This is a genomic window from Pseudomonas sp. GD03862 (assembly GCF_029840855.1).
Classification (GTDB): domain Bacteria; phylum Pseudomonadota; class Gammaproteobacteria; order Pseudomonadales; family Pseudomonadaceae; genus Aquipseudomonas; species Aquipseudomonas alloputida.
The window spans coordinates 146,465-167,079 of sequence record NZ_JAOCDI010000008.1; the positions used below are offsets into that span (position 1 = coordinate 146,465).

At 57.3% G+C, this 20,615-nt stretch carries 16 protein-coding genes and 4 tRNA genes; all 20 read right to left on the reverse strand.

Annotation, left to right across the window (positions count from 1 at the left end):
- Positions 1-53: 53 nt before the first annotated feature.
- Positions 54-1,247, reverse strand: a complete 1,194-nt coding sequence (tuf, locus tag N5D53_RS08215) for an elongation factor Tu (protein WP_010951775.1) — start codon at positions 1,245-1,247, stop codon at positions 54-56.
- A gap of 27 nt (positions 1,248-1,274) precedes the next feature.
- On the reverse strand, positions 1,275-3,422 hold the full coding sequence (fusA, locus tag N5D53_RS08220) for an elongation factor G (protein ID WP_003255490.1): 2,148 nt from the start codon (positions 3,420-3,422) through the stop codon (positions 1,275-1,277).
- 30 nt (positions 3,423-3,452) lie between these two features.
- Positions 3,453-3,923, reverse strand: coding sequence for a 30S ribosomal protein S7 (gene rpsG / locus N5D53_RS08225; RefSeq protein WP_003246741.1), 471 nt, complete (start codon positions 3,921-3,923; stop codon positions 3,453-3,455).
- A 106-nt stretch (positions 3,924-4,029) separates the two neighbouring features.
- Positions 4,030-4,401, reverse strand: a complete 372-nt coding sequence (gene rpsL / locus N5D53_RS08230) for a 30S ribosomal protein S12 (RefSeq protein ID WP_003255492.1) — start codon at positions 4,399-4,401, stop codon at positions 4,030-4,032.
- A 211-nt stretch (positions 4,402-4,612) separates the two neighbouring features.
- Positions 4,613-8,812 carry a DNA-directed RNA polymerase subunit beta' gene (rpoC, locus tag N5D53_RS08235; protein ID WP_014589475.1) on the reverse strand — a complete coding sequence of 1,400 codons (4,200 nt, stop codon included), beginning with the start codon at positions 8,810-8,812 and terminating at the stop codon, positions 4,613-4,615.
- Positions 8,813-8,876: 64 nt separating this feature from the next.
- Positions 8,877-12,950, reverse strand: a complete 4,074-nt coding sequence (gene rpoB / locus N5D53_RS08240) for a DNA-directed RNA polymerase subunit beta (protein WP_003255495.1) — start codon at positions 12,948-12,950, stop codon at positions 8,877-8,879.
- A 220-nt stretch (positions 12,951-13,170) separates the two neighbouring features.
- Positions 13,171-13,536: a 50S ribosomal protein L7/L12 gene (gene rplL, locus N5D53_RS08245; RefSeq protein WP_003255496.1), complete on the reverse strand. Its 366-nt coding sequence runs from the start codon at positions 13,534-13,536 to the stop codon at positions 13,171-13,173.
- A 77-nt stretch (positions 13,537-13,613) separates the two neighbouring features.
- Positions 13,614-14,114, reverse strand: a complete 501-nt coding sequence (gene rplJ, locus N5D53_RS08250) for a 50S ribosomal protein L10 (protein ID WP_003255497.1) — start codon at positions 14,112-14,114, stop codon at positions 13,614-13,616.
- A 197-nt stretch (positions 14,115-14,311) separates the two neighbouring features.
- Complete coding sequence (gene rplA, locus N5D53_RS08255; RefSeq protein ID WP_003255499.1) at positions 14,312-15,007, reverse strand: 50S ribosomal protein L1; 696 nt, start codon at positions 15,005-15,007, stop codon at positions 14,312-14,314.
- Positions 15,007-15,438: a 50S ribosomal protein L11 gene (gene rplK / locus N5D53_RS08260; protein WP_003255500.1), complete on the reverse strand. Its 432-nt coding sequence runs from the start codon at positions 15,436-15,438 to the stop codon at positions 15,007-15,009. Before rplK ends, rplA begins: the two co-directional genes overlap by 1 nt.
- Positions 15,439-15,557: 119 nt before the next feature.
- Positions 15,558-16,091 carry a transcription termination/antitermination protein NusG gene (gene nusG / locus N5D53_RS08265; protein ID WP_003255501.1) on the reverse strand — a complete coding sequence of 178 codons (534 nt, stop codon included), beginning with the start codon at positions 16,089-16,091 and terminating at the stop codon, positions 15,558-15,560.
- Positions 16,092-16,100: 9 nt separating this feature from the next.
- Positions 16,101-16,469: a preprotein translocase subunit SecE gene (gene secE / locus N5D53_RS08270; RefSeq protein WP_010951773.1), complete on the reverse strand. Its 369-nt coding sequence runs from the start codon at positions 16,467-16,469 to the stop codon at positions 16,101-16,103.
- A 44-nt stretch (positions 16,470-16,513) separates the two neighbouring features.
- Positions 16,514-16,589 (reverse strand) — tRNA-Trp (locus tag N5D53_RS08275).
- 54 nt (positions 16,590-16,643) lie between these two features.
- Positions 16,644-17,837 (reverse strand): elongation factor Tu, encoded by a 1,194-nt coding sequence (gene tuf / locus N5D53_RS08280; RefSeq protein WP_232895405.1) that lies wholly within the window; start codon positions 17,835-17,837, stop codon positions 16,644-16,646.
- A 78-nt stretch (positions 17,838-17,915) separates the two neighbouring features.
- Positions 17,916-17,991, reverse strand: a tRNA-Thr gene (locus N5D53_RS08285).
- A gap of 29 nt (positions 17,992-18,020) precedes the next feature.
- Positions 18,021-18,094: transfer RNA gene (locus N5D53_RS08290), tRNA-Gly, on the reverse strand.
- A gap of 24 nt (positions 18,095-18,118) precedes the next feature.
- Positions 18,119-18,202 (reverse strand) — tRNA-Tyr (locus N5D53_RS08295).
- Between the two features lie 152 nt (positions 18,203-18,354).
- Positions 18,355-18,780 (reverse strand): hypothetical protein, encoded by a 426-nt coding sequence (locus N5D53_RS08300; RefSeq protein WP_014589472.1) that lies wholly within the window; start codon positions 18,778-18,780, stop codon positions 18,355-18,357.
- Between the two features lie 7 nt (positions 18,781-18,787).
- Positions 18,788-19,537 (reverse strand): pantothenate kinase, encoded by a 750-nt coding sequence (locus N5D53_RS08305; protein ID WP_010951771.1) that lies wholly within the window; start codon positions 19,535-19,537, stop codon positions 18,788-18,790.
- Positions 19,527-20,486, reverse strand: a complete 960-nt coding sequence (gene birA / locus N5D53_RS08310; RefSeq protein WP_010951770.1) for a bifunctional biotin--[acetyl-CoA-carboxylase] ligase/biotin operon repressor BirA — start codon at positions 20,484-20,486, stop codon at positions 19,527-19,529. The genes N5D53_RS08305 and birA overlap by 11 nt, the downstream gene beginning before the upstream one ends.
- Between the last annotated feature and the right edge of the window lie 129 nt (positions 20,487-20,615).

The window sequence follows — 20,615 nt, forward strand, 5'->3', positions numbered from 1 at the left end:
ACCCAATAAAAAAAACCCCCGCTGAGCGGGGGTTTTTTCAATCGGTCGAGTGATTACTCGATGATTTTGGCCACAACGCCGGCGCCGACGGTACGACCGCCTTCACGGATAGCGAAGCGCAGACCGTCTTCCATTGCGATGGTCTTGATCAGGGTAACAGTCATCTGAATGTTGTCACCTGGCATTACCATTTCAACGCCTTCCGGCAGTTCGCAGTTACCGGTCACGTCAGTGGTACGGAAGTAGAACTGTGGACGGTAGCCTTTGAAGAACGGAGTGTGACGGCCGCCTTCTTCCTTCGACAGGACGTAGACTTCTGCGGTGAACTTGGTGTGCGGCTTGACCGAACCTGGCTTGACCAGAACCTGGCCACGCTCAACGTCGTCACGCTTGGTACCACGCAGCAGAACGCCGCAGTTCTCGCCAGCACGACCTTCGTCCAGCAGCTTGCGGAACATCTCAACACCGGTGCAGGTGGTGGTGGTGGTGTCACGCAGACCAACGATTTCCAGCGGATCCTGAACGCGGACGATACCACGCTCGATACGACCGGTAACAACGGTACCACGACCCGAGATCGAGAATACGTCTTCGATCGGCATCAGGAACGGCTGGTCGATGGCACGAACTGGCTCAGGGATGTAGGCATCCAGAGTTTCTACCAGCTTCTTGACAGCGGTAGTGCCCATTTCGTTGTCGTCTTTGCCTTCCAGGGCCATACGAGCGGAACCGATGATGATCGGAGTGTCGTCGCCTGGGAAGTCGTAGGTGGACAGCAGGTCGCGAACTTCCATCTCGACCAGTTCCAGCAGCTCAGCGTCGTCTACCAGGTCAGCCTTGTTCAGGAAGACCACGATGTACGGAACGCCTACCTGACGGGACAGCAGGATGTGCTCACGGGTTTGTGGCATCGGACCATCGGCGGCCGAGCAAACCAGGATCGCGCCGTCCATCTGGGCAGCACCGGTGATCATGTTCTTCACGTAGTCAGCGTGACCTGGGCAGTCAACGTGAGCGTAGTGACGAATGTTCGAGTTGTACTCGACGTGAGCGGTGTTGATGGTGATACCGCGCGCTTTTTCTTCCGGAGCCGAGTCGATCTTGTCGAACTCAACGACTGCCGAACCGAAAACTTCGGAGCAGACGCGAGTCAGAGCTGCGGTCAGAGTGGTCTTACCGTGGTCAACGTGGCCGATGGTGCCGACGTTAACGTGGGGAAGGGAACGATCAAATTTTTCTTTAGCCACGACAGTGAACCTCTTGCCTAAAGGGGATTAGCCTTGTTTTTTAACGAGTGCTTCGACGATGTTCGACGGAGCTTCGGCGTATTTGGAGAATTCCATGGAGTAGCTTGCGCGACCCTGAGACATGGAACGAACGTCGGTTGCGTAACCGAACATCTCTCCGAGCGGTACTTCAGCACGGACGACGCGGCCAGAGACCGACTCATCCATACCCTGGACCAGACCACGACGACGGTTCAGGTCACCCATCACGTCACCCAGGTAGTCTTCCGGGGTTACAACTTCGACTTTCATGATCGGCTCGAGAACCACGCCACCGCCCTTCTGGGCCAGTTGCTTGGTCGCCATCGAAGCAGCGATCTTGAACGCCATTTCGTTGGAGTCGACGTCGTGGTACGAACCGTCGAATACCGCGGCCTTCAGGCCGATCAGAGGATAACCGGCAACAACGCCGTTTTTCATCTGCTCTTCGATACCCTTCTGGATCGCAGGGATGTATTCCTTAGGAATCACACCACCAACGACTTCGTTGGAGAACACCAGACCTTCTGTGATGTTGCCCTTGTCGTCCACGTCCGGCTCGGAGAAGCGAACCCAGCAGTGACCGAACTGACCACGACCACCCGACTGACGAACGAACTTGCCTTCGATCTCGACGTTGGATTTGGTGATCTTCTCGCGGTACGAAACCTGCGGCTTGCCGATGTTGGCTTCGACGTTGAATTCGCGCTTCATGCGGTCAACGAGGATGTCCAGGTGCAGCTCACCCATACCGGAGATGATGGTCTGACCGGTTTCTTCATCGGTCTTGACGCGGAACGATGGGTCTTCCTGAGCCAGCTTGCCCAGTGCGATACCCATCTTCTCCTGGTCCTGTTTGGTTTTCGGCTCTACAGAGAGCGAAATCACAGGCTCAGGGAAGTCCATACGCTCAAGGATGATCGGCTTGTCGGCGTTGCACAGGGTATCACCAGTAGTGACGTCCTTCATGCCGATCAGAGCAGCGATGTCGCCTGCACGTACTTCTTTGATCTCTTCACGCTGGTTGGCGTGCATCTGGACCATACGACCAACGCGCTCTTTCTTGCCTTTGACCGAGTTGATGACGGAGTCACCGGAGGTCAGGAAGCCCGAGTAAACGCGAACGAAGGTCAGAGTACCAACGAACGGGTCGGTGGCAATCTTGAAGGCCAGGGCCGAGAACGGCTCGTCGTCGTCAGCATGACGCTCGTCGAACTGCTCTGGCTTGACTTCGTCCTTAGGCACGTCGATCAGATCAGGGTGGATACCCTTGATCGCAGGGATCTCGGTCGGAGCTGGCAGGAAGTCGATAACGGCGTCGAGAACCAGGGGAACACCCTTGTTCTTGAACGACGAACCGCAGACAGCCGGAACGATCTCGCTGGCCAGGGTGCGCGCGCGCAGGCCTGCCTTGATCTCTTCGACGGACAGCTCACCTTCTTCAAGGTACTTGTTCATCAGCTCTTCGGTGGCTTCGGCGGCGGCTTCAACCATGTTGTTGCGCCATTCGTTAGCCAGCTCGACCATATCCGCAGGAATTTCTTCCTCGCGGTAGGTAGTACCCTTGTCGTCGTCGTTCCAGTAGATAGCCTTCATCTTGATCAGGTCAACCTGACCCTGGAAGTTATCTTCCGAACCGATGGCCAGCTGAACAGGAACCGGAGTGTGACCCAGACGGTTCTTGATCTGACCTACGACGCGCAGGAAGTTTGCACCAGCACGGTCCATCTTGTTCACGTAAACAACACGCGGAACGCCGTACTTGTTGGCCTGACGCCATACGGTTTCGGACTGCGGCTCAACGCCGGAGGTGCCACAGAACACAACGACCGCGCCGTCGAGTACACGCAACGAACGCTCTACTTCAATGGTGAAGTCAACGTGGCCAGGGGTATCGATAACGTTTACGCGGTAGTTGTCATACTGACCACGGGAACCTTTCCAGAAGGTGGTAACGGCAGCGGAGGTAATGGTGATACCCCGCTCCTGCTCCTGCACCATCCAGTCGGTGGTCGCGGCGCCGTCATGCACCTCGCCCATTTTGTGGCTCAGACCTGTGTAGAACAGGATCCGCTCGGTAGTGGTGGTCTTGCCCGCGTCAACGTGGGCACAGATACCAATGTTACGGTAGCGGTTAATTGCTGTAGTACGAGCCATAAAGCCCTCGCAAAAAGATTGATGCTTGAATTAGAAGCGGTAGTGCGAGAACGCTTTGTTGGCTTCAGCCATACGGTGAACGTCTTCACGCTTCTTGACTGCAGCACCCTTGCCTTCGGCAGCATCCAGCAGTTCGCCGGCCAGACGCAGAGCCATCGACTTCTCGCCGCGCTTGCGGGCGTAGTCTACGAGCCAGCGCATTGCCAGAGCGTTACGACGGGATGGACGAACTTCAACCGGGACCTGGTAAGTGGCACCGCCGACACGACGGGACTTTACTTCGACCAGCGGAGCGATGGCGTCGAGAGCTTTCTCGAAGATTTCCAGGGGGTCGCTGTTCTTGCGTGCTTTGACGGTATCCAGGGCACCGTAAACGATGCGCTCGGCTACGGCCTTCTTGCCGCTTTCCATCACGTGGTTCATGAACTTCGCGAGAATCTGGGATCCGTACTTCGGATCGTCAAGGATCTCACGTTTTGCTGCTACACGACGTCTTGGCATGATAAGCCCTCAAACGGTCTTCAGGTTAGCCCGGGACCAGGTCATTCGACCCACGCCCGACCTTACTCTTATCGACTCAAAAAAATGGATGTCTGCAAACGACCGATTACTTCGGACGCTTGGTACCGTACTTCGAACGACCCTGGTTACGGCCTTTAACGCCCGAAGTATCCAGAGAGCCGCGAACGGTGTGGTAACGAACACCTGGCAAGTCTTTTACACGGCCGCCACGAATCAGGACGACGCTGTGCTCTTGCAGGTTGTGGCCTTCACCACCGATGTACGAGGAAACCTCGAAACCGTTGGTCAGACGCACACGGCATACTTTACGCAGTGCCGAGTTAGGTTTTTTCGGCGTGGTGGTGTACACACGGGTGCACACGCCACGACGCTGCGGGCAGTTCTGCAGCGCAGGAACGTCGGACTTCTCGACCGAACGCTTACGCGGCTGACGTACCAGCTGGTTGATAGTTGCCATCTACTAGCTCCACTGATTGTCTTGCGACTCTATTGTCTTGCAAGAAAGCCAAAAATTGGCGAGACGGAGCCTCACCAAATTTAAGGGTACAAAAGTCTAAAGAGGATCTTGCACCCAGTCAAGACGAGGCCCCGGCCCTCCCCGCCCGATCATCGGCAACATTTCATGTCGCCGATGATCGCCCGAGGCTTGCCGGGGCCTTGCCCTGTACTTAATTACCGCTGGAATTCAGCGCTTCGGTCAGTGCAGCTTCCACTTCACTGGCGCTTACACGCAGCGGTTTGTCGGCATCACGGCGACGCTTGCGCTCGCTGTGGTAGGCCAGACCAGTACCGGCCGGGATCAGACGACCCACGACCACGTTCTCTTTCAGGCCGCGCAGGTAGTCGCGCTTGCCGGTTACCGCCGCTTCGGTCAGTACGCGGGTTGTTTCCTGGAAGGAAGCCGCGGAGATGAACGACTCGGTGGACAGCGAGGCCTTGGTGATACCCAGCAGCACTCGGGTGAACTTGGAGATGAACTTGTCCTCGCTAGCGAGACGCTCGTTCTCTACCAGCACCTGGGTCAGTTCCATCTGGTCGCCCTTGATGAAGCTGGAATCGCCCGACTCGGAGATCTCAACCTTGCGCAGCATCTGACGCAGGATGGTCTCGATGTGCTTGTCGTTGATCTTCACGCCTTGCAGACGGTAAACGTCCTGGATCTCGTTGACGATGTACTTCGCCAGCGCACTCACACCCAGCAGACGCAGGATGTCATGCGGATCGCTCGGGCCGTCGGAGATAACTTCGCCGCGGTTTACCTGTTCACCTTCGAAGACGTTCAGGTGGCGCCACTTTGGAATCAGCTCTTCGTACGGATCGCTACCGTCGGTCGGAGTGATCACCAGGCGACGCTTGCCCTTGGTCTCTTTACCGAATGCGATGGTGCCGCTGACTTCAGCCAGAATCGAGGCTTCTTTCGGACGACGCGCTTCGAACAGGTCGGCAACGCGCGGCAGACCACCGGTGATGTCACGGGTCTTCGACGTCTCTTGCGGGATACGCGCGATAACGTCACCAACACCGATCTGAGCACCGTCAGCCACACCGACAAGGGCGTTGGCCGGCAGGAAGTACTGGGCAGGTACGTCAGTACCTGGCAGGTACAGGTCCTTGCCTGCAGCATCGACCATCTTGATTGCCGGACGGATTTCCTTGCCTGCGGCAGGGCGATCCTTGACGTCCAGTACTTCAATGTTGGTCAAGCCGGTCAGTTCGTCGGTCTGACGCTTGATGGTGATGTTTTCTTCCATGCCCACGAAGGTCACGGTACCTTTCAGCTCGGTAACGATCGGGTGGGTGTGTGGGTCCCACTTGGCGACGATGGCGCCAGCTTCGACCTTTTCACCTTCCTTGACCGAAATCACCGCACCGTAAGGCAGCTTGTAGCGTTCACGCTCACGACCGAACTCGTCAGCAATCGCCAACTCACCCGAACGCGATACGGCAACCAGGTTACCGTCGGCACGCTCAACCTGCTTCAGGTTGTGCAGACGCACCATACCGCCATTCTTAACCTGGACGCTGTCGGCAGCCGAGGTACGGCTTGCAGCACCACCGATGTGGAACGTACGCATGGTCAGCTGGGTGCCCGGTTCACCGATCGACTGGGCAGCGATAACGCCGACAGCTTCACCGATGTTCACCTGGTGACCGCGAGCCAGGTCACGACCGTAGCACTTGGCACAGATGCCGTAGCGGGTTTCGCAGTTGATCGGCGAACGCACGATCACTTCGTCGATGCTGTTCAGCTCGATGAACTCAACCCACTGCTCGTCGACCAAGGTACCGGCCGGAACGATAACGTCCTCGGTGCCTGGCTTGAACACGTCACGGGCGATGACACGACCCAATACACGCTCACCCAGTGGCTCTACAACGTCGCCGCCTTCGATGTGTGGCGTCATCACCAGGCCCTGATCGGTGCCGCAATCGATCTCGGTCACTACCAGATCCTGGGCAACGTCCACCAGACGACGAGTCAGGTAACCGGAGTTAGCGGTTTTCAGTGCGGTATCCGCCAGACCCTTACGAGCACCGTGAGTCGAGATGAAGTACTGAAGTACGCTCAGACCTTCACGGAAGTTCGCGGTGATCGGCGTCTCGATGATGGAGCCGTCCGGCTTGGCCATCAGACCACGCATACCGGCCAGCTGACGGATCTGGGCTGCGGAACCCCGCGCACCCGAGTCAGCCATCATGTACATCGAGTTGAAGGACTCTTGCTCGACTTCCTTGCCTTCGCGGTCGATGACCTTCTCTTTCGAGAGGTTGGCCATCATCGCCTTGGACACTTCGTCGTTCGCCTTCGACCACAAGTCGATGACCTTGTTGTACTTCTCGCCCTGGGTTACCAGGCCGGAGGCGTACTGGCTCTCGATTTCCTTCACTTCGTCGGTAGCGTTACCGATGATGCGGGCTTTCTCGTCCGGGATAACGAAGTCGTTAACACCGATGGAAACGCCGGAAATGGTCGAGTATGCGAAACCGGTGTACATCAGTTGGTCGGCGAAGATAACGGTCTCTTTCAGACCAACCACGCGGTAGCACTGGTTGATCAGCTTGGAGATCGCCTTTTTCTTCATCGGCTGGTTGACCACGTCATACGGCAGACCTGCCGGCACAACCTGGAACAGCAGCGCACGGCCGACGGTGGTGTCGACGATGCGGGTGTTCTTGACCACCGAGCCATCACGCTCTTTCACGGTTTCGTTGATACGAACCTTGATTTTCGCGTGCAGGGCGGCTTCGCCGGCGCGGAATACGCGGTCGACTTCCTGCAGGTCGGCGAACACGCGACCTTCGCCCTTGGCATTGATGGCTTCCCGGGTCATGTAGTACAGACCCAGTACAACGTCCTGCGACGGAACGATGATTGGCTCACCGTTGGCTGGCGACAGGATGTTGTTGGTCGACATCATCAGCGCACGCGCTTCGAGCTGGGCTTCCAGGGTCAGCGGCACGTGAACGGCCATCTGGTCACCGTCGAAGTCGGCGTTGTACGCAGCACAGACCAGCGGGTGCAGCTGGATAGCCTTACCTTCGATCAGTACGGGTTCAAACGCCTGGATACCCAGACGGTGAAGGGTCGGTGCACGGTTGAGCAGTACGGGGTGTTCGCGAATCACTTCAGCGAGAACGTCCCACACCTCTGGCAGCTCGCGCTCGACCATCTTCTTGGCAGCCTTGATGGTGGTCGCCAGACCACGCATTTCCAGCTTGCCGAAAATGAACGGCTTGAACAGCTCGAGGGCCATCTTCTTCGGCAGACCGCACTGGTGCAGACGCAGGGTCGGACCTACGGTAATTACCGAACGGCCGGAGTAGTCAACACGCTTACCGAGCAAGTTCTGACGGAAGCGACCTTGCTTACCTTTGATCATGTCGGCCAGGGACTTCAGCGGACGCTTGTTCGAGCCAGTGATGGCGCGACCACGACGGCCGTTGTCCAGCAGAGCGTCAACCGCTTCCTGCAGCATGCGCTTTTCGTTGCGCACGATGATGTCCGGCGCCGACAGATCCAGCAGGCGCTTCAGACGGTTGTTACGGTTGATCACCCGGCGATACAGGTCGTTCAGGTCGGAAGTCGCGAAACGGCCACCATCCAGCGGAACCAGCGGACGCAGGTCCGGCGGCAGCACTGGCAGGACGGTCAGGACCATCCACTCAGGCAGGTTGCCCGAGCCCTGGAAAGCTTCCATCAGCTTCAGACGCTTGGAAAGCTTCTTGATCTTGGTTTCCGAGTTGGTCTGCGGAATTTCTTCGCGCAGGCGGCCGATCTCGTGCTCCAGGTCGATAGCGTGCAGCAGCTCGCGGACAGCCTCGGCACCCATACGGGCATCGAAGTCGTCACCGAACTCTTCCAGCGCTTCGAAGTACTGCTCGTCGTTCAGCAGCTGGCCCTTTTCCAGGGTAGTCATGCCCGGGTCGATAACGACATAGCTCTCGAAGTAGAGCACGCGCTCGATATCACGCAGGGTCATGTCCATCAGCAGGCCGATACGGGACGGCAGCGACTTCAGGAACCAGATGTGGGCAACCGGCGAGGCCAGCTCGATGTGCGCCATGCGCTCACGACGAACCTTCGCCAGGGCAACTTCAACGCCGCACTTCTCGCAGATTACGCCGCGGTGCTTGAGGCGCTTGTACTTGCCGCACAGGCACTCGTAGTCCTTGACTGGGCCAAAGATCTTGGCGCAGAACAGGCCGTCACGCTCAGGCTTGAACGTACGGTAGTTGATGGTTTCCGGCTTCTTAACTTCACCGAACGACCACGAACGGATCATTTCAGGCGACGCCAGACCGATGCGGATGGCGTCGAACTCTTCGACTTGACCCTGGTTTTTCAGCAAATTCAGTAGGTCTTTCAAGGCCTTTCCTCCTGGCGGAGCAGGGAGCGGGCATTACCTGCCCCACTCCCCTTCGCGTCACGTGTTATTCGGTTTCCAGATCGATATCGATACCGAGCGAACGGATCTCTTTGATCAACACGTTGAAGGACTCGGGCATGCCCGGCTCCATACGGTGATCGCCATCCACGATGTTCTTGTACATCTTGGTACGGCCGTTCACGTCGTCCGACTTCACTGTGAGCATTTCTTGCAGGGTGTATGCCGCGCCGTATGCTTCCAGCGCCCACACTTCCATCTCCCCGAAACGCTGACCACCGAACTGCGCCTTACCACCCAGCGGCTGCTGGGTAACCAGGCTGTAGGAACCAGTGGAACGCGCGTGCATCTTGTCGTCCACCAAGTGGTTCAGCTTGAGCATGTACATGTAACCAACGGTCACAGGACGCTCGAACTTGTTGCCGGTACGGCCGTCGAACAGCACCATCTGGCCGCTCTCTGGCAGGTCGGCCAGTTTCAGCATGGCCTTGATCTCGCGCTCCTTGGCACCATCGAAGACCGGGGTAGCCATCGGCACGCCTTTCTTCAGGTTGTTAGCCAGGGCCAGGATCTCTTCGTCGGTGAATTCGTCGAGATTTTCCTGACGACCGCCGATCTCGTTGTAGACCTCGGTCAGGAACACGCGCAGCTCAGCGGCTTTACGCTGCTCTTCGAGCATGCGGTCGATCTTCTCGCCCAGACCCTTGGCCGCGAGGCCCAGGTGGGTTTCAAGGATCTGACCAACGTTCATACGCGAAGGTACACCCAGCGGGTTCAGTACGACGTCAACCGGAGTACCGTTGGCATCGTGCGGCATGTCTTCAACCGGCATGATGACCGAGACGACACCCTTGTTACCGTGACGACCGGCCATCTTGTCACCCGGCTGGATGCGGCGGCGGATTGCCAGGTAAACCTTGACGATCTTCAGTACGCCCGGTGCCAGGTCATCGCCCTGCTGCAGCTTGCGCTTCTTGTCTTCGAACTTGTCGTCCAGCAGACGGCGACGGTCGACGATGTACTGCTGAGCCTTTTCCAGCTGCTCGTTCAGTGCATCTTCAGCCATGCGCAGTTTGAACCACTGGCCATGCTCCAGACCGTCCAGCACCTCGTCAGTGATCACGGTGCCTTTCTTCAGACCTGCACCACCATCAACCACTTGGCCGTTCAGAGCAGAACGCAGACGCTCGAAGGTTGCACCTTCGACAATGCGGAACTCTTCGTTGAGGTCCTTGCGGATCTCGTCGAGCTGCATCTTCTCGATGGCCAGCGCGCGGCTATCGCGCTCCACGCCATCACGGGTGAAGACCTGTACGTCGATGACAGTACCCTTGGTGCCGGTTGGCACACGCAGGGAGGTGTCCTTAACGTCGCTGGCCTTCTCACCGAAGATTGCGCGCAGCAGTTTTTCTTCCGGAGTCAGCTGGGTTTCGCCTTTTGGCGTGACCTTGCCGACCAGGATGTCGCCAGCGCCAACTTCAGCACCTACGTATACGATACCGGCTTCGTCCAGCTTGTTCAGTGCGGCTTCACCCACGTTCGGGATGTCCGCAGTGATTTCCTCTGGGCCAAGCTTGGTGTCACGCGCCACACAGGTCAGTTCCTGAATGTGGATGGTGGTGAAGCGATCTTCCTGAACAACACGTTCGGACAGGCAGATGGAGTCTTCGAAGTTGAAGCCGTTCCACGCCATGAACGCGATGCGCATGTTCTGACCCAGAGCCAGCTCACCCATGTCGGTGGACGGGCCGTCGGCCATGATGTCACCACGCTGAACCTTGTCACCCTTGCTCACCAGCGGACGCTGGTTGATGCAGGTGTTCTGGTTCGAACGGGTGTACTTGGTCAGGTTGTAGATATCCACACCTGCTTCGCCGGTTTCCACTTCGTCGTCGGCAACGCGAACAACGATACGGCTGGCGTCGACCGAGTCGATCACACCACCGCGGCGAGCAACCACGCAGACACCGGAGTCACGGGCAACGTTGCGCTCCATGCCAGTACCTACCAGCGGCTTGTCGGCACGCAGGGTTGGTACAGCCTGACGCTGCATGTTCGAACCCATCAACGCACGGTTGGCGTCGTCGTGCTCGAGGAACGGAATCAGCGACGCTGCAACGGAAACAACCTGCTTCGGCGAAACATCCATCAGGGTGACGTCTTCCGGCGCCTTGACGGTGAATTCGTTCAGGTGACGAACTGCTACCAGCTCATCGATCAGTTGCTTCTTGTCGTTCATCGCGGCCGAAGCCTGTGCGATAACGTGATCTGCCTCTTCGATTGCCGACAGGAACACGATGTCGTCGCTGACAACGCCTTCCTTCACCACGCGGTACGGGCTTTCCAGGAAGCCGTACTGGTTGGTGCGGGCATAGGCCGCCAGGGAGTTGATCAGACCGATGTTCGGACCTTCAGGGGTCTCGATCGGGCACACACGGCCATAGTGGGTCGGGTGTACGTCACGGACTTCGAAGCCGGCACGCTCACGGGTCAAACCGCCAGGGCCGAGTGCGGAGACGCGGCGCTTGTGGGTAATCTCCGAGAGAGGGTTGTTCTGGTCCATGAACTGGGACAGCTGGCTGGAACCGAAGAACTCTTTCACCGCTGCCGCTACCGGCTTGGCGTTGATCAGGTCTTGCGGCATCAGGCCTTCGCTTTCCGCCATCGACAGGCGTTCCTTGACCGCGCGCTCGACACGCACCAGGCCAACGCGGAACTGGTTCTCGGCCATCTCGCCGACGCAACGTACGCGACGGTTACCCAGGTGGTCGATGTCGTCGACGATGCCTTTGCCGTTACGGATATCGACCAGGGTCTTCAGAACCTCGACGATGTCTTCCTTGCTCAGCACGCCCGAACCCTCGATCTCGGTACGACCGATACGACGGTTGAACTTCATGCGGCCTACGGCGGACAGATCGTAACGCTCGGCACTGAAGAACAGGTTGTTGAACAGGGTCTCGGCTGCGTCCTTGGTTGGCGGCTCGCCTGGACGCATCATGCGGTAGATCTCGACCAGCGCTTCCAGTTGGTTGCTGGTGGTATCGATCTTCAGAGTGTCAGAGATGAACGGACCGCAATCGATGTCGTTGGTGTACAGGGTCTCGATACGGACAACCTGCGCCTTGGCGACCTTGATCAGCAGCTCGGTAGTCATCTCGGTGTTGCATTCGGCGAGAATTTCGCCGGTAGCCGGATGCACGATAGCCTTGGCGGTAGTGCGGCCCAGGACGTATTCCATTGGAACGTCCAGTTGCTTGACGCCGGCCTTCTCGAGCTGGTTGATGTGGCGCGCGGTAATACGGCGGCCTTGCTCGACGATGACTTTGCCGGTTTCGTCATGGATGTCCATGACTGCAACTTCACCACGCAGACGCTGCGGTACCAGTTCCAGGCTGAGTTTTTCGCCGGAAATGTGGAACACGTTGGTGGTGTAGAAGGTGTTCAGCACTTCTTCAGTGCTGTAACCCAGGGCGCGCAGCAGCACCGAGGCCGGCAGTTTGCGGCGACGGTCGATACGCACGAACACGCAGTCCTTCGGGTCGAACTCGAAGTCCAGCCAGGAACCGCGGTAAGGGATGATGCGAGCGGAGTACAGCAGCTTGCCCGAGCTGTGGGTCTTGCCACGGTCGTGGTCGAAGAACACACCAGGCGAACGGTGCAGCTGGGAAACGATCACACGCTCGGTACCGTTGATAACGAAGGTACCGTTCTCAGTCATCAGGGGGATTTCACCCATGTAGACTTCTTGCTCTTTGATGTCCTTGATCGCTTTGTTCGACGATTCCTTGTCGAAGATGATCAGGCGCACCTTGACCCGCAGTGGGACCGCGAAGGTCACGCCACGCAGGACACATTCCTTCACATCGAAGGCGGGTTCGCCCAGGCGATAGCCTACGTACTCCAGGGCAGCATTGCCGGAGTAGCTGATGATCGGGAATACCGATTTGAAGGCCGCGTGCAGGCCGACGTCGCGGAAGTGATCCTTGGATGCTCCCGCTTGCAGGAATTCGCGATACGAATCCAGCTGGATGGCCAGGAGGTAAGGCACATCCATGACGTCCGGCAACTTGCTAAAGTCCTTGCGGATACGTTTTTTCTCAGTGTATGAGTAAGCCATCAGCGTTCCCCAGCTTGGTCACCTGCTTGTTTGGCTTCTCCCGGCGGGAGCAGCCAGAAAATCGTGCAAACCCCTTGGTTTGCGCCACCCACATGGGTGTCTTGCAGCTCGTTATCGGGACCGGCCTGACCGGCCACCAATAACGGAAAAAGGCCGGTGGCATAAGCCACCAGCCATCAGCCTTTCGCTCAACGCTCAGGCTGGCATCGCAAGGTCGAGATTACTTCAGCTCGACTTTAGCGCCTGCTTCTTCCAGCTTCTTCTTAGCGTCTTCAGCGGCTTCTTTCGAAACGCCTTCAGCTACAACCTGAGGAGCGCCATCGACTTTCTCTTTGGCTTCTTTCAGGCCCAGACCGGTCAGTTCGCGAACGGCCTTGATCACGTTCACTTTCTTGTCGCCGGCTTCAACCAGAACAACGTTGAACTCGGTCTGCTCTTCAACAACGGCAGCAGCAGCAGCTGGGCCAGCAGCGGCAACAGCAGCGGTAACGCCGAAGGTTTCTTCCATTGCTTTGATCAGCTCAACAACTTCCAGAACGGTTTTCTGGCCGATTGCTTCGATGATTTGTTCGTTAGTCAGAGACATGACTTAAATCCTGTATTGGGGTGACAGCCTACGCAGCCATCAAATTAAACGTATGATTTTGAAAGAATTCGCGCGCCTTAGGCGGCGGTAGCTTCTTTCTGGTCGCGAATGGCTGCCAGAGTACGAGCCAGCTTGCTGGTGGCGCCTTGAATAACGCTCATCAGTCGTGCAATAGCTTCGTCGCGGGTCGGCAGGGTAGCCAACACGTCGATCTGGTTCGCTGCAATGAAATTGCCGTCAAACGCAGCTGCCTTGATCTCGAACTTGTCCTGACCCTTGGCGAACTCTTTGAACAGACGAGCAGCAGCGCCCGGGTGTTCGTTGGAGAAAGCAATCAGGGTCGGGCCTTTGAACGCGTCGTTGAGGATCGAGAATTCGGTGCCTTCAACAGCGCGCTTGAGCAGGGTATTACGCACTACACGTACGTATACGCCAGCTTCGCGGGCCTCTTTACGGAGTCCGGTCATTGCGCTTACAGTCACACCACGGGCATCAGCCACGACAGCGGACAGAGCGACTTTGGCAGCCTCGTTGACTTCAGCGACGATGGCCTTCTTGTCTTCGAGTTTAATTGCCACGGGTTTACTCCTGGTTTTTACCGTTTCATCTGGCCGAGGCCGGATGTCGTTTTGGTGTCTGATTCGGTAACGAATCGGGAGCACCATCTGCGTGGGCTGATGTTTTAAGGCTTGCGCCGCCTACGGTCTTGGATAGCCCCCGCCAGGCAGGGACCCCAATTTTTGCTGGCGGCGCGACTGGTCGCGCCGCCATGTTCTTACACGTTCAGCGAGCTCTGATCGATGACCAGACCTGGGCCCATGGTGGTGCTCAGGGTAACGCGCTTAACGTAGATACCTTTCGAGGAAGCTGGCTTGATACGCTTCAGGTCAGCGATCAGGGCTTCAACGTTTTCCTTCAGCTTGTCAGCTTCAAAGCCGATCTTGCCAACGGAGGTGTGGATGATACCGTTTTTGTCGGTACGGTAGCGAACCTGACCAGCCTTGGCGTTTTTCACGGCAGTGGCTACGTCTGGGGTCACGGTACCAACTTTCGGGTTAGGCATCAGGCCGCGAGGACCCAGAACCTGACCCAGCTGACCTACAACGCGCATGGCATCAGGCGATGCGATAACGACGTCATAGTTCAGGTCGCCGCCTTTCATTTCGGCAGCCAGATCGTCCATACCTACGCGATCAGCGCCGGCAGCCAGAGCAGCTTCAGCTGCTGGACCCTGGGTGAAGACAGCAACGCGAACGGTCTTGCCAGTGCCGTGTGGCAGCACGGTAGCGCTACGTACGACCTGGTCGGATTTACGCGGATCAACACCGAGGTTAACGGCGATGTCGTAGGACTCGACGAACTTGGCAGCAGGCAGCGAGGCCAGCAGAGTTGCCGCTTCTTCGAAGTTGTAGGCCTTGCCTGCTTCGATTTTCTCGGCGATTGCCTTTTGGCGTTTGGTCAGCTTAGCCATTACACACCCTCCACGTTCAGGCCCATGCTGCGGGCAGAGCCAGCGATGGTGCGTACAGCAGCGTCCAGGTCAGCGGCAGTCAGGTCAGCCTGTTTGGCTTTCGCGATGTCTTCCAGCTGAGCACGGGTAACGGTACCGACTTTAACGGTGTTCGGGCGAGCCGAACCACTGGTCAGGCCAGCAGCTTTCTTCAGCAGAACCGAGGCAGGGGTGCTCTTGGTCTCGAAGGTGAAGCTACGGTCGCTGTAGACAGTGATGATCACTGGAGTCGGCAGGCCGGCTTCTTGACCCTGGGTACGGGCGTTGAAGGCCTTGCAGAATTCCATGATGTTCACACCATGTTGACCCAGTGCTGGACCAACGGGTGGGCTTGGGTTGGCCTGGCCGGCCTTAACTTGCAGCTTGATGTAAGCCTGAATCTTCTTAGCCATGAGCTACTCCAAAATCGGGTACGAACGCCTGATGGCTCCCCGGATGACTTGCGTTTTATCCCAGTGACGACAAAACCCCGCAGCACACAGGGCTGCGGGGTATGGGATGCTTCGTCCGCCTAGACCTTTTCGACCTGGCTGAACTCGAGCTCCACCGGAGTAGAGCGACCGAAAATGAGCACCGCAACCTGCAGGCGACTCTTTTCGTAGTTAACTTCTTCGACACTACCATTGAAGTCAGCGAACGGACCATCAATGACTCGAACCACTTCACCTGGCTCGAACAGCGTCTTGGGCTTCGGCTTATCGCTACCGTCGGCAACGCGACGCAGGATGGCCTCAGCTTCTTTATCGGTAATCGGCGCAGGCTTGTCAGCAGTACCGCCAATAAAGCCCATCACGCGAGGGGTGTCCTTGACCAAGTGCCAAGTCCCTTCATTCATCTCCATCTGGACCAGTACATAGCCAGGGAAGAATTTACGCTCACTCTTGCGCTTCTGGCCGTTGCGCATTTCGACGACTTCTTCGGTCGGGACCAAGATCTCGCCGAAACCGTCTTCCATGCCAGCCAGCTTGACGCGCTCGATGAGGGAGCGCATTACATGCTTCTCGTAACCCGAGTAAGCATGCACAACATACCAACGCTTAGCCACGGGACACCTTTAGCCAACGATCAAGGAGACCGCCCAGCCGAGCAGGGAGTCGAGCCCCCACAGCAGCAGTGCCATAACCAGCACGACAGCCACGACAATCAGCGTGGTCTGGGTGGTTTCCTGGCGGGTCGGCCACACGACTTTACGAATCTCGGTACGAGCTTCCTTCGCCAACGCAAAGAACGACTTGCCCTTCGCAGTCTGCAGAGCTACAAAGCCCGCGACAGCAGCAAGGACGAGAAGAACAAGAACGCGATACAGGATTGGAGAGCCGGAGTAATATTGATTACCCACAACACCAACAACCACCAAAGCCACTACAGCCAGCCACTTGAACAGATCAAAACGCGATTCTTGGGCTTCAGTTTTGGGGGTCATCGAGGAGGATCCTGTAAGAAGAAAGCCATCACACCGAGGTGAAATGGCAGGTCAGGAGGGAATCGAACCCCCAACCTACGGTTTTGGAGACCGTCGCTCTGCCAATTGAGCTACTGACCTGTAACGCTGTATCAGGCCGGCCATTATACCGGCCTGATCAAGTAAATCAACTACTTATTCAATAATTTTTGCTACGACGCCGGCGCCGACGGTACGACCGCCTTCACGGATAGCGAAGCGCAGACCGTCTTCCATTGCGATGGTCTTGATCAGGGTAACAGTCATCTGAATGTTGTCACCTGGCATTACCATTTCAACGCCTTCCGGCAGTTCGCAGTTACCGGTCACGTCAGTGGTACGGAAGTAGAACTGCGGACGGTAGCCTTTGAAGAACGGAGTGTGACGGCCGCCTTCTTCCTTCGACAGGACGTAGACTTCTGCGGTGAACTTGGTGTGCGGCTTGACCGAACCTGGCTTGACCAGAACCTGGCCACGCTCAACGTCGTCACGCTTGGTACCACGCAGCAGAACGCCGCAGTTCTCGCCAGCACGACCTTCGTCCAGCAGCTTGCGGAACATCTCAACACCGGTGCAGGTGGTGGTGGTGGTGTCACGCAGACCAACGATTTCCAGCGGATCCTGAACGCGGACGATACCACGCTCGATACGACCGGTAACAACGGTACCACGACCCGAGATCGAGAATACGTCTTCGATCGGCATCAGGAACGGCTGGTCGATGGCACGAACTGGCTCAGGGATGTAGGCATCCAGAGTTTCTACCAGCTTCTTGACAGCGGTAGTGCCCATTTCGTTGTCGTCTTTGCCTTCCAGGGCCATACGAGCGGAACCGATGATGATCGGAGTGTCGTCGCCTGGGAAGTCGTAGGTGGACAGCAGGTCGCGAACTTCCATCTCGACCAGTTCCAGCAGCTCAGCGTCGTCTACCAGGTCAGCCTTGTTCAGGAAGACCACGATGTACGGAACGCCTACCTGACGGGACAGCAGGATGTGCTCACGGGTTTGTGGCATCGGACCATCGGCGGCCGAGCAAACCAGGATCGCGCCGTCCATCTGGGCAGCACCGGTGATCATGTTCTTCACGTAGTCAGCGTGACCTGGGCAGTCAACGTGAGCATAGTGACGAATGGTCGAGTTGTACTCGACGTGAGCGGTGTTGATGGTGATACCGCGCGCTTTTTCTTCCGGAGCCGAGTCGATCTTGTCGAACTCAACGATTGCCGAACCGAAAACTTCGGAGCAAACGCGAGTCAGAGCTGCGGTCAGAGTGGTCTTACCGTGGTCAACGTGGCCGATAGTGCCGACGTTAACGTGGGGAAGGGAACGATCAAACTTTTCCTTAGCCATCGATACAATCCTCCGCAGAAGAAATAGTCTTGCGCTGATAAAACAAAGGCAGATATTTTCATATCTGCCTTGTTTATATGGAGCTCTTGAGCGGACTTGAACCGCTGACCTCACCCTTACCAAGGGTGTGCTCTACCAACTGAGCTACAAGAGCGAAACACTTTGTGCAAAATCCGGCAAACTTGGAGCGGGTAGCGGGAATCGAACCCGCATCATCAGCTTGGAAGGCTGAGGTTCTACCACTAAACTATACCCGCGGAGCTTGCGGCTCTCGCTAAAACTGGTGGAGGGAGAAGGATTCGAACCTTCGAAGCTCTCGCAACGGATTTACAGTCCGTCCCCTTTGACCGCTCGGGAATCCCTCCAGATGTGGCCGGCATTCTATTTGTCTGCCGTCCTAGTGTCAAGCATTTTTTCAAATTTTTTCAATCAAATCTGAAACTTAGCTGCTTTGACACCGCTTCCAGCTCTACCACCTGAGTGGTGTTCCCTGTGAAGCGGGCGCCATTCTATCAAGCTATTCGTCAGTTGCAATACCCTGGCAGAAAATAATTTTATGTTTTAAGTCTTTGAAATCATTGGAAAGAGCCAAGAGCACCGTTTGGTCCAGCAAACGCTCGCTTTCGGGGGCAACCTTGAGCCAGCGACCATCCGCCCCCGGCAGCTGTCCTGACACCGGCAAGGTGGCAATATCCAGACTCAGCAGGCGTTGACGCAGCGCATCCAACTGCTCCTGCCCCTTCACGCCACCGACCACCAGGCATTCATCACGACGCTTAGGCGGTGCCGACACACCTGTTTCACGCAACAGACGGATTTCTTGCTGATTCCCCTTGTACAGCGACAACGGGGCGACTTCCTTGACCTTCAGCGGGGCTTCCTGCTGATGCCATACGTAATAAAAGACGTTGAGCACCAGTAACAGCAGAAACAACCAGCGCATAGGCACCTCAATCCAATGGGCAGGCCATTGCCAGGCCAACGAAAACCAGGTCAGGCACGACACGCGCCTGTGGTAGGGCCGCCCTCACCAGTGGCGCATCACCGCCAGTGAGGAACACGGTGAACTCCTCACCCCATAGCACACGAGCCTGCTCAAGCTGGGTGTAGGCAAAGCCCTGGAGCATCAATACGCAACCGCGCTCTACCGCTTCGACAGTCGAGCGACCTGGTGACAAGCTGCTCAATGCGCGCTCCGCGGAGGCGTCGTCATAGCGGATACGACGGGTGTGAGTGCGCAGCTGGCTACGCATCAATGGCATACCCGGGCAGATGTAGCCCCCAAGATGCTCGCCATCTGCAGAAACGAAGTCCGCTTTTGCCGCGGTACCCAGGTCAATCACCAGGCACGCACCCTTGGCCAGGTGAAATGCCCCCAACGCCGCCAGCCAACGATCCATACCCAGGCGCTGATAGTCGTCATAGCCATTGCGCACACCTGCCATTTCACGGACAGGGTGGGCAACCTTCGCCTGCACGGCAAATGCCTGAGCAATCAACGCGCAAAGCGCATCGGTCTCTTCTTCGCTGCGCACACTGACAATACGGCAACCCGTGAGACGCACTGAAGCGAGCGCAGCCACTTCCGCCACCAGCGCCTGATCGGAATCGACGATCCCACCACCTTCAATCACAGCATCGGCGACATGGATCACCCGCCACTTGATGAAGCTGTTACCGCAATCGAGCTCAAGAATCATCACGCAACCTCAAACTGAGCTCACCACCACTGAAGCTCTTTTCCATCCCGTCCACCTCAAGGCGCAAACCACCCTGCCCGTCGACGCCAAGAACCACGCCATCAATACGTGTACTACCAGCAACCAGCGATACATTGCGCCCCTGCCACAAGTGCGCCTGCTCCCACTCCTCCTGGAATGCGGCAAAGCCGTAGCGGCGATGGCGCGCCAATTCGTGCTGTAGCTGCTGACTGAGCAGCGCGACCAAGTGATTGCGATCTATGGCTGCACCAACCTCACGCCGCATAGAAGTCCACTGCTGATCGACCTGTTCGTTTACCTGCATGTTTACATTGATACCAATGCCTAGCACCACATGACAGACATCTGCAGGATCGCCCACCAACTCCAGGAGGATCCCGGTGATCTTCTGCCCACGCACCAACACATCGTTAGGCCATTTGAGCCCGACATCCTTTACACCGAACGCCTGTAAGGTGCGCATTACCGCCAACCCCACTACCAAGCTCAACCCCTCGAGCTGACGCATGCCTCCATCAACGCGCAGCACCAGGCTGTAATAGAGATTTTCAGCAAATGGGCTGACCCACTGCCGGCCGCGCCGACCGCGTCCGGCGCTCTGGCGCTCAGCCAGAACCAGGAATGGAGCCGCCTGCCCTTCACTGGCAAGGCGCAAGCCTTCGGCATTGGTCGAATCGATGGTTTCGTGGATGAAGACCGGCCACTGTTCGCCCACGGCGAATCCGGCGATTGCCTGCGCCTCAAGCAACGCCAGTGGCGCGGCCAACTGGTAACCGCGCCCACGAACTTTGTGAATGGTGAGGTTCAGCTCACTTTCCAGATGCTGCAGCTGCTTCCAAACTGCGCTGCGACTCACCCCTAGGGCTGCCCCCAGAGCTTCTCCGGAATGGAACCGACCGTCCTTGAGGAGATTCAACAACTTCAGCATGCCAGTCTCGACTTGGAATAAGGCAGGCATGATAGCCATGGGCTGTTGGCTTGCATAGGAAAAGGGCCTGCAGGAGAGGCCGCGTATCGCAATCACAGGGAGGAGCATTGGCAAGGCTAGGATTTTTAA

Coding starts and splice junctions, on each gene's coding strand:
- N5D53_RS08300 (WP_014589472.1), bottom strand. CDS start 18,780: ATGCGCTGGTTGTTTCTGCTGTTACTGGTGCTCAACGTCTTTTATTAC.
- rpsG (WP_003246741.1), bottom strand. CDS start 3,923: ATGCCAAGACGTCGTGTAGCAGCAAAACGTGAGATCCTTGACGATCCG.
- N5D53_RS08305 (WP_010951771.1), bottom strand. CDS start 19,537: ATGATTCTTGAGCTCGATTGCGGTAACAGCTTCATCAAGTGGCGGGTG.
- secE (WP_010951773.1), bottom strand. CDS start 16,469: ATGACCCCCAAAACTGAAGCCCAAGAATCGCGTTTTGATCTGTTCAAG.
- rpsL (WP_003255492.1), bottom strand. CDS start 4,401: ATGGCAACTATCAACCAGCTGGTACGTCAGCCGCGTAAGCGTTCGGTC.
- rplA (WP_003255499.1), bottom strand. CDS start 15,007: ATGGCTAAGCTGACCAAACGCCAAAAGGCAATCGCCGAGAAAATCGAA.
- rplK (WP_003255500.1), bottom strand. CDS start 15,438: ATGGCTAAGAAGATTCAGGCTTACATCAAGCTGCAAGTTAAGGCCGGC.
- tuf (WP_232895405.1), bottom strand. CDS start 17,837: ATGGCTAAGGAAAAGTTTGATCGTTCCCTTCCCCACGTTAACGTCGGC.
- rpoB (WP_003255495.1), bottom strand. CDS start 12,950: ATGGCTTACTCATACACTGAGAAAAAACGTATCCGCAAGGACTTTAGC.
- rplL (WP_003255496.1), bottom strand. CDS start 13,536: ATGTCTCTGACTAACGAACAAATCATCGAAGCAATCGGCCAGAAAACC.
- fusA (WP_003255490.1), bottom strand. CDS start 3,422: ATGGCTCGTACTACAGCAATTAACCGCTACCGTAACATTGGTATCTGT.
- birA (WP_010951770.1), bottom strand. CDS start 20,486: ATGCTGAAGTTGTTGAATCTCCTCAAGGACGGTCGGTTCCATTCCGGA.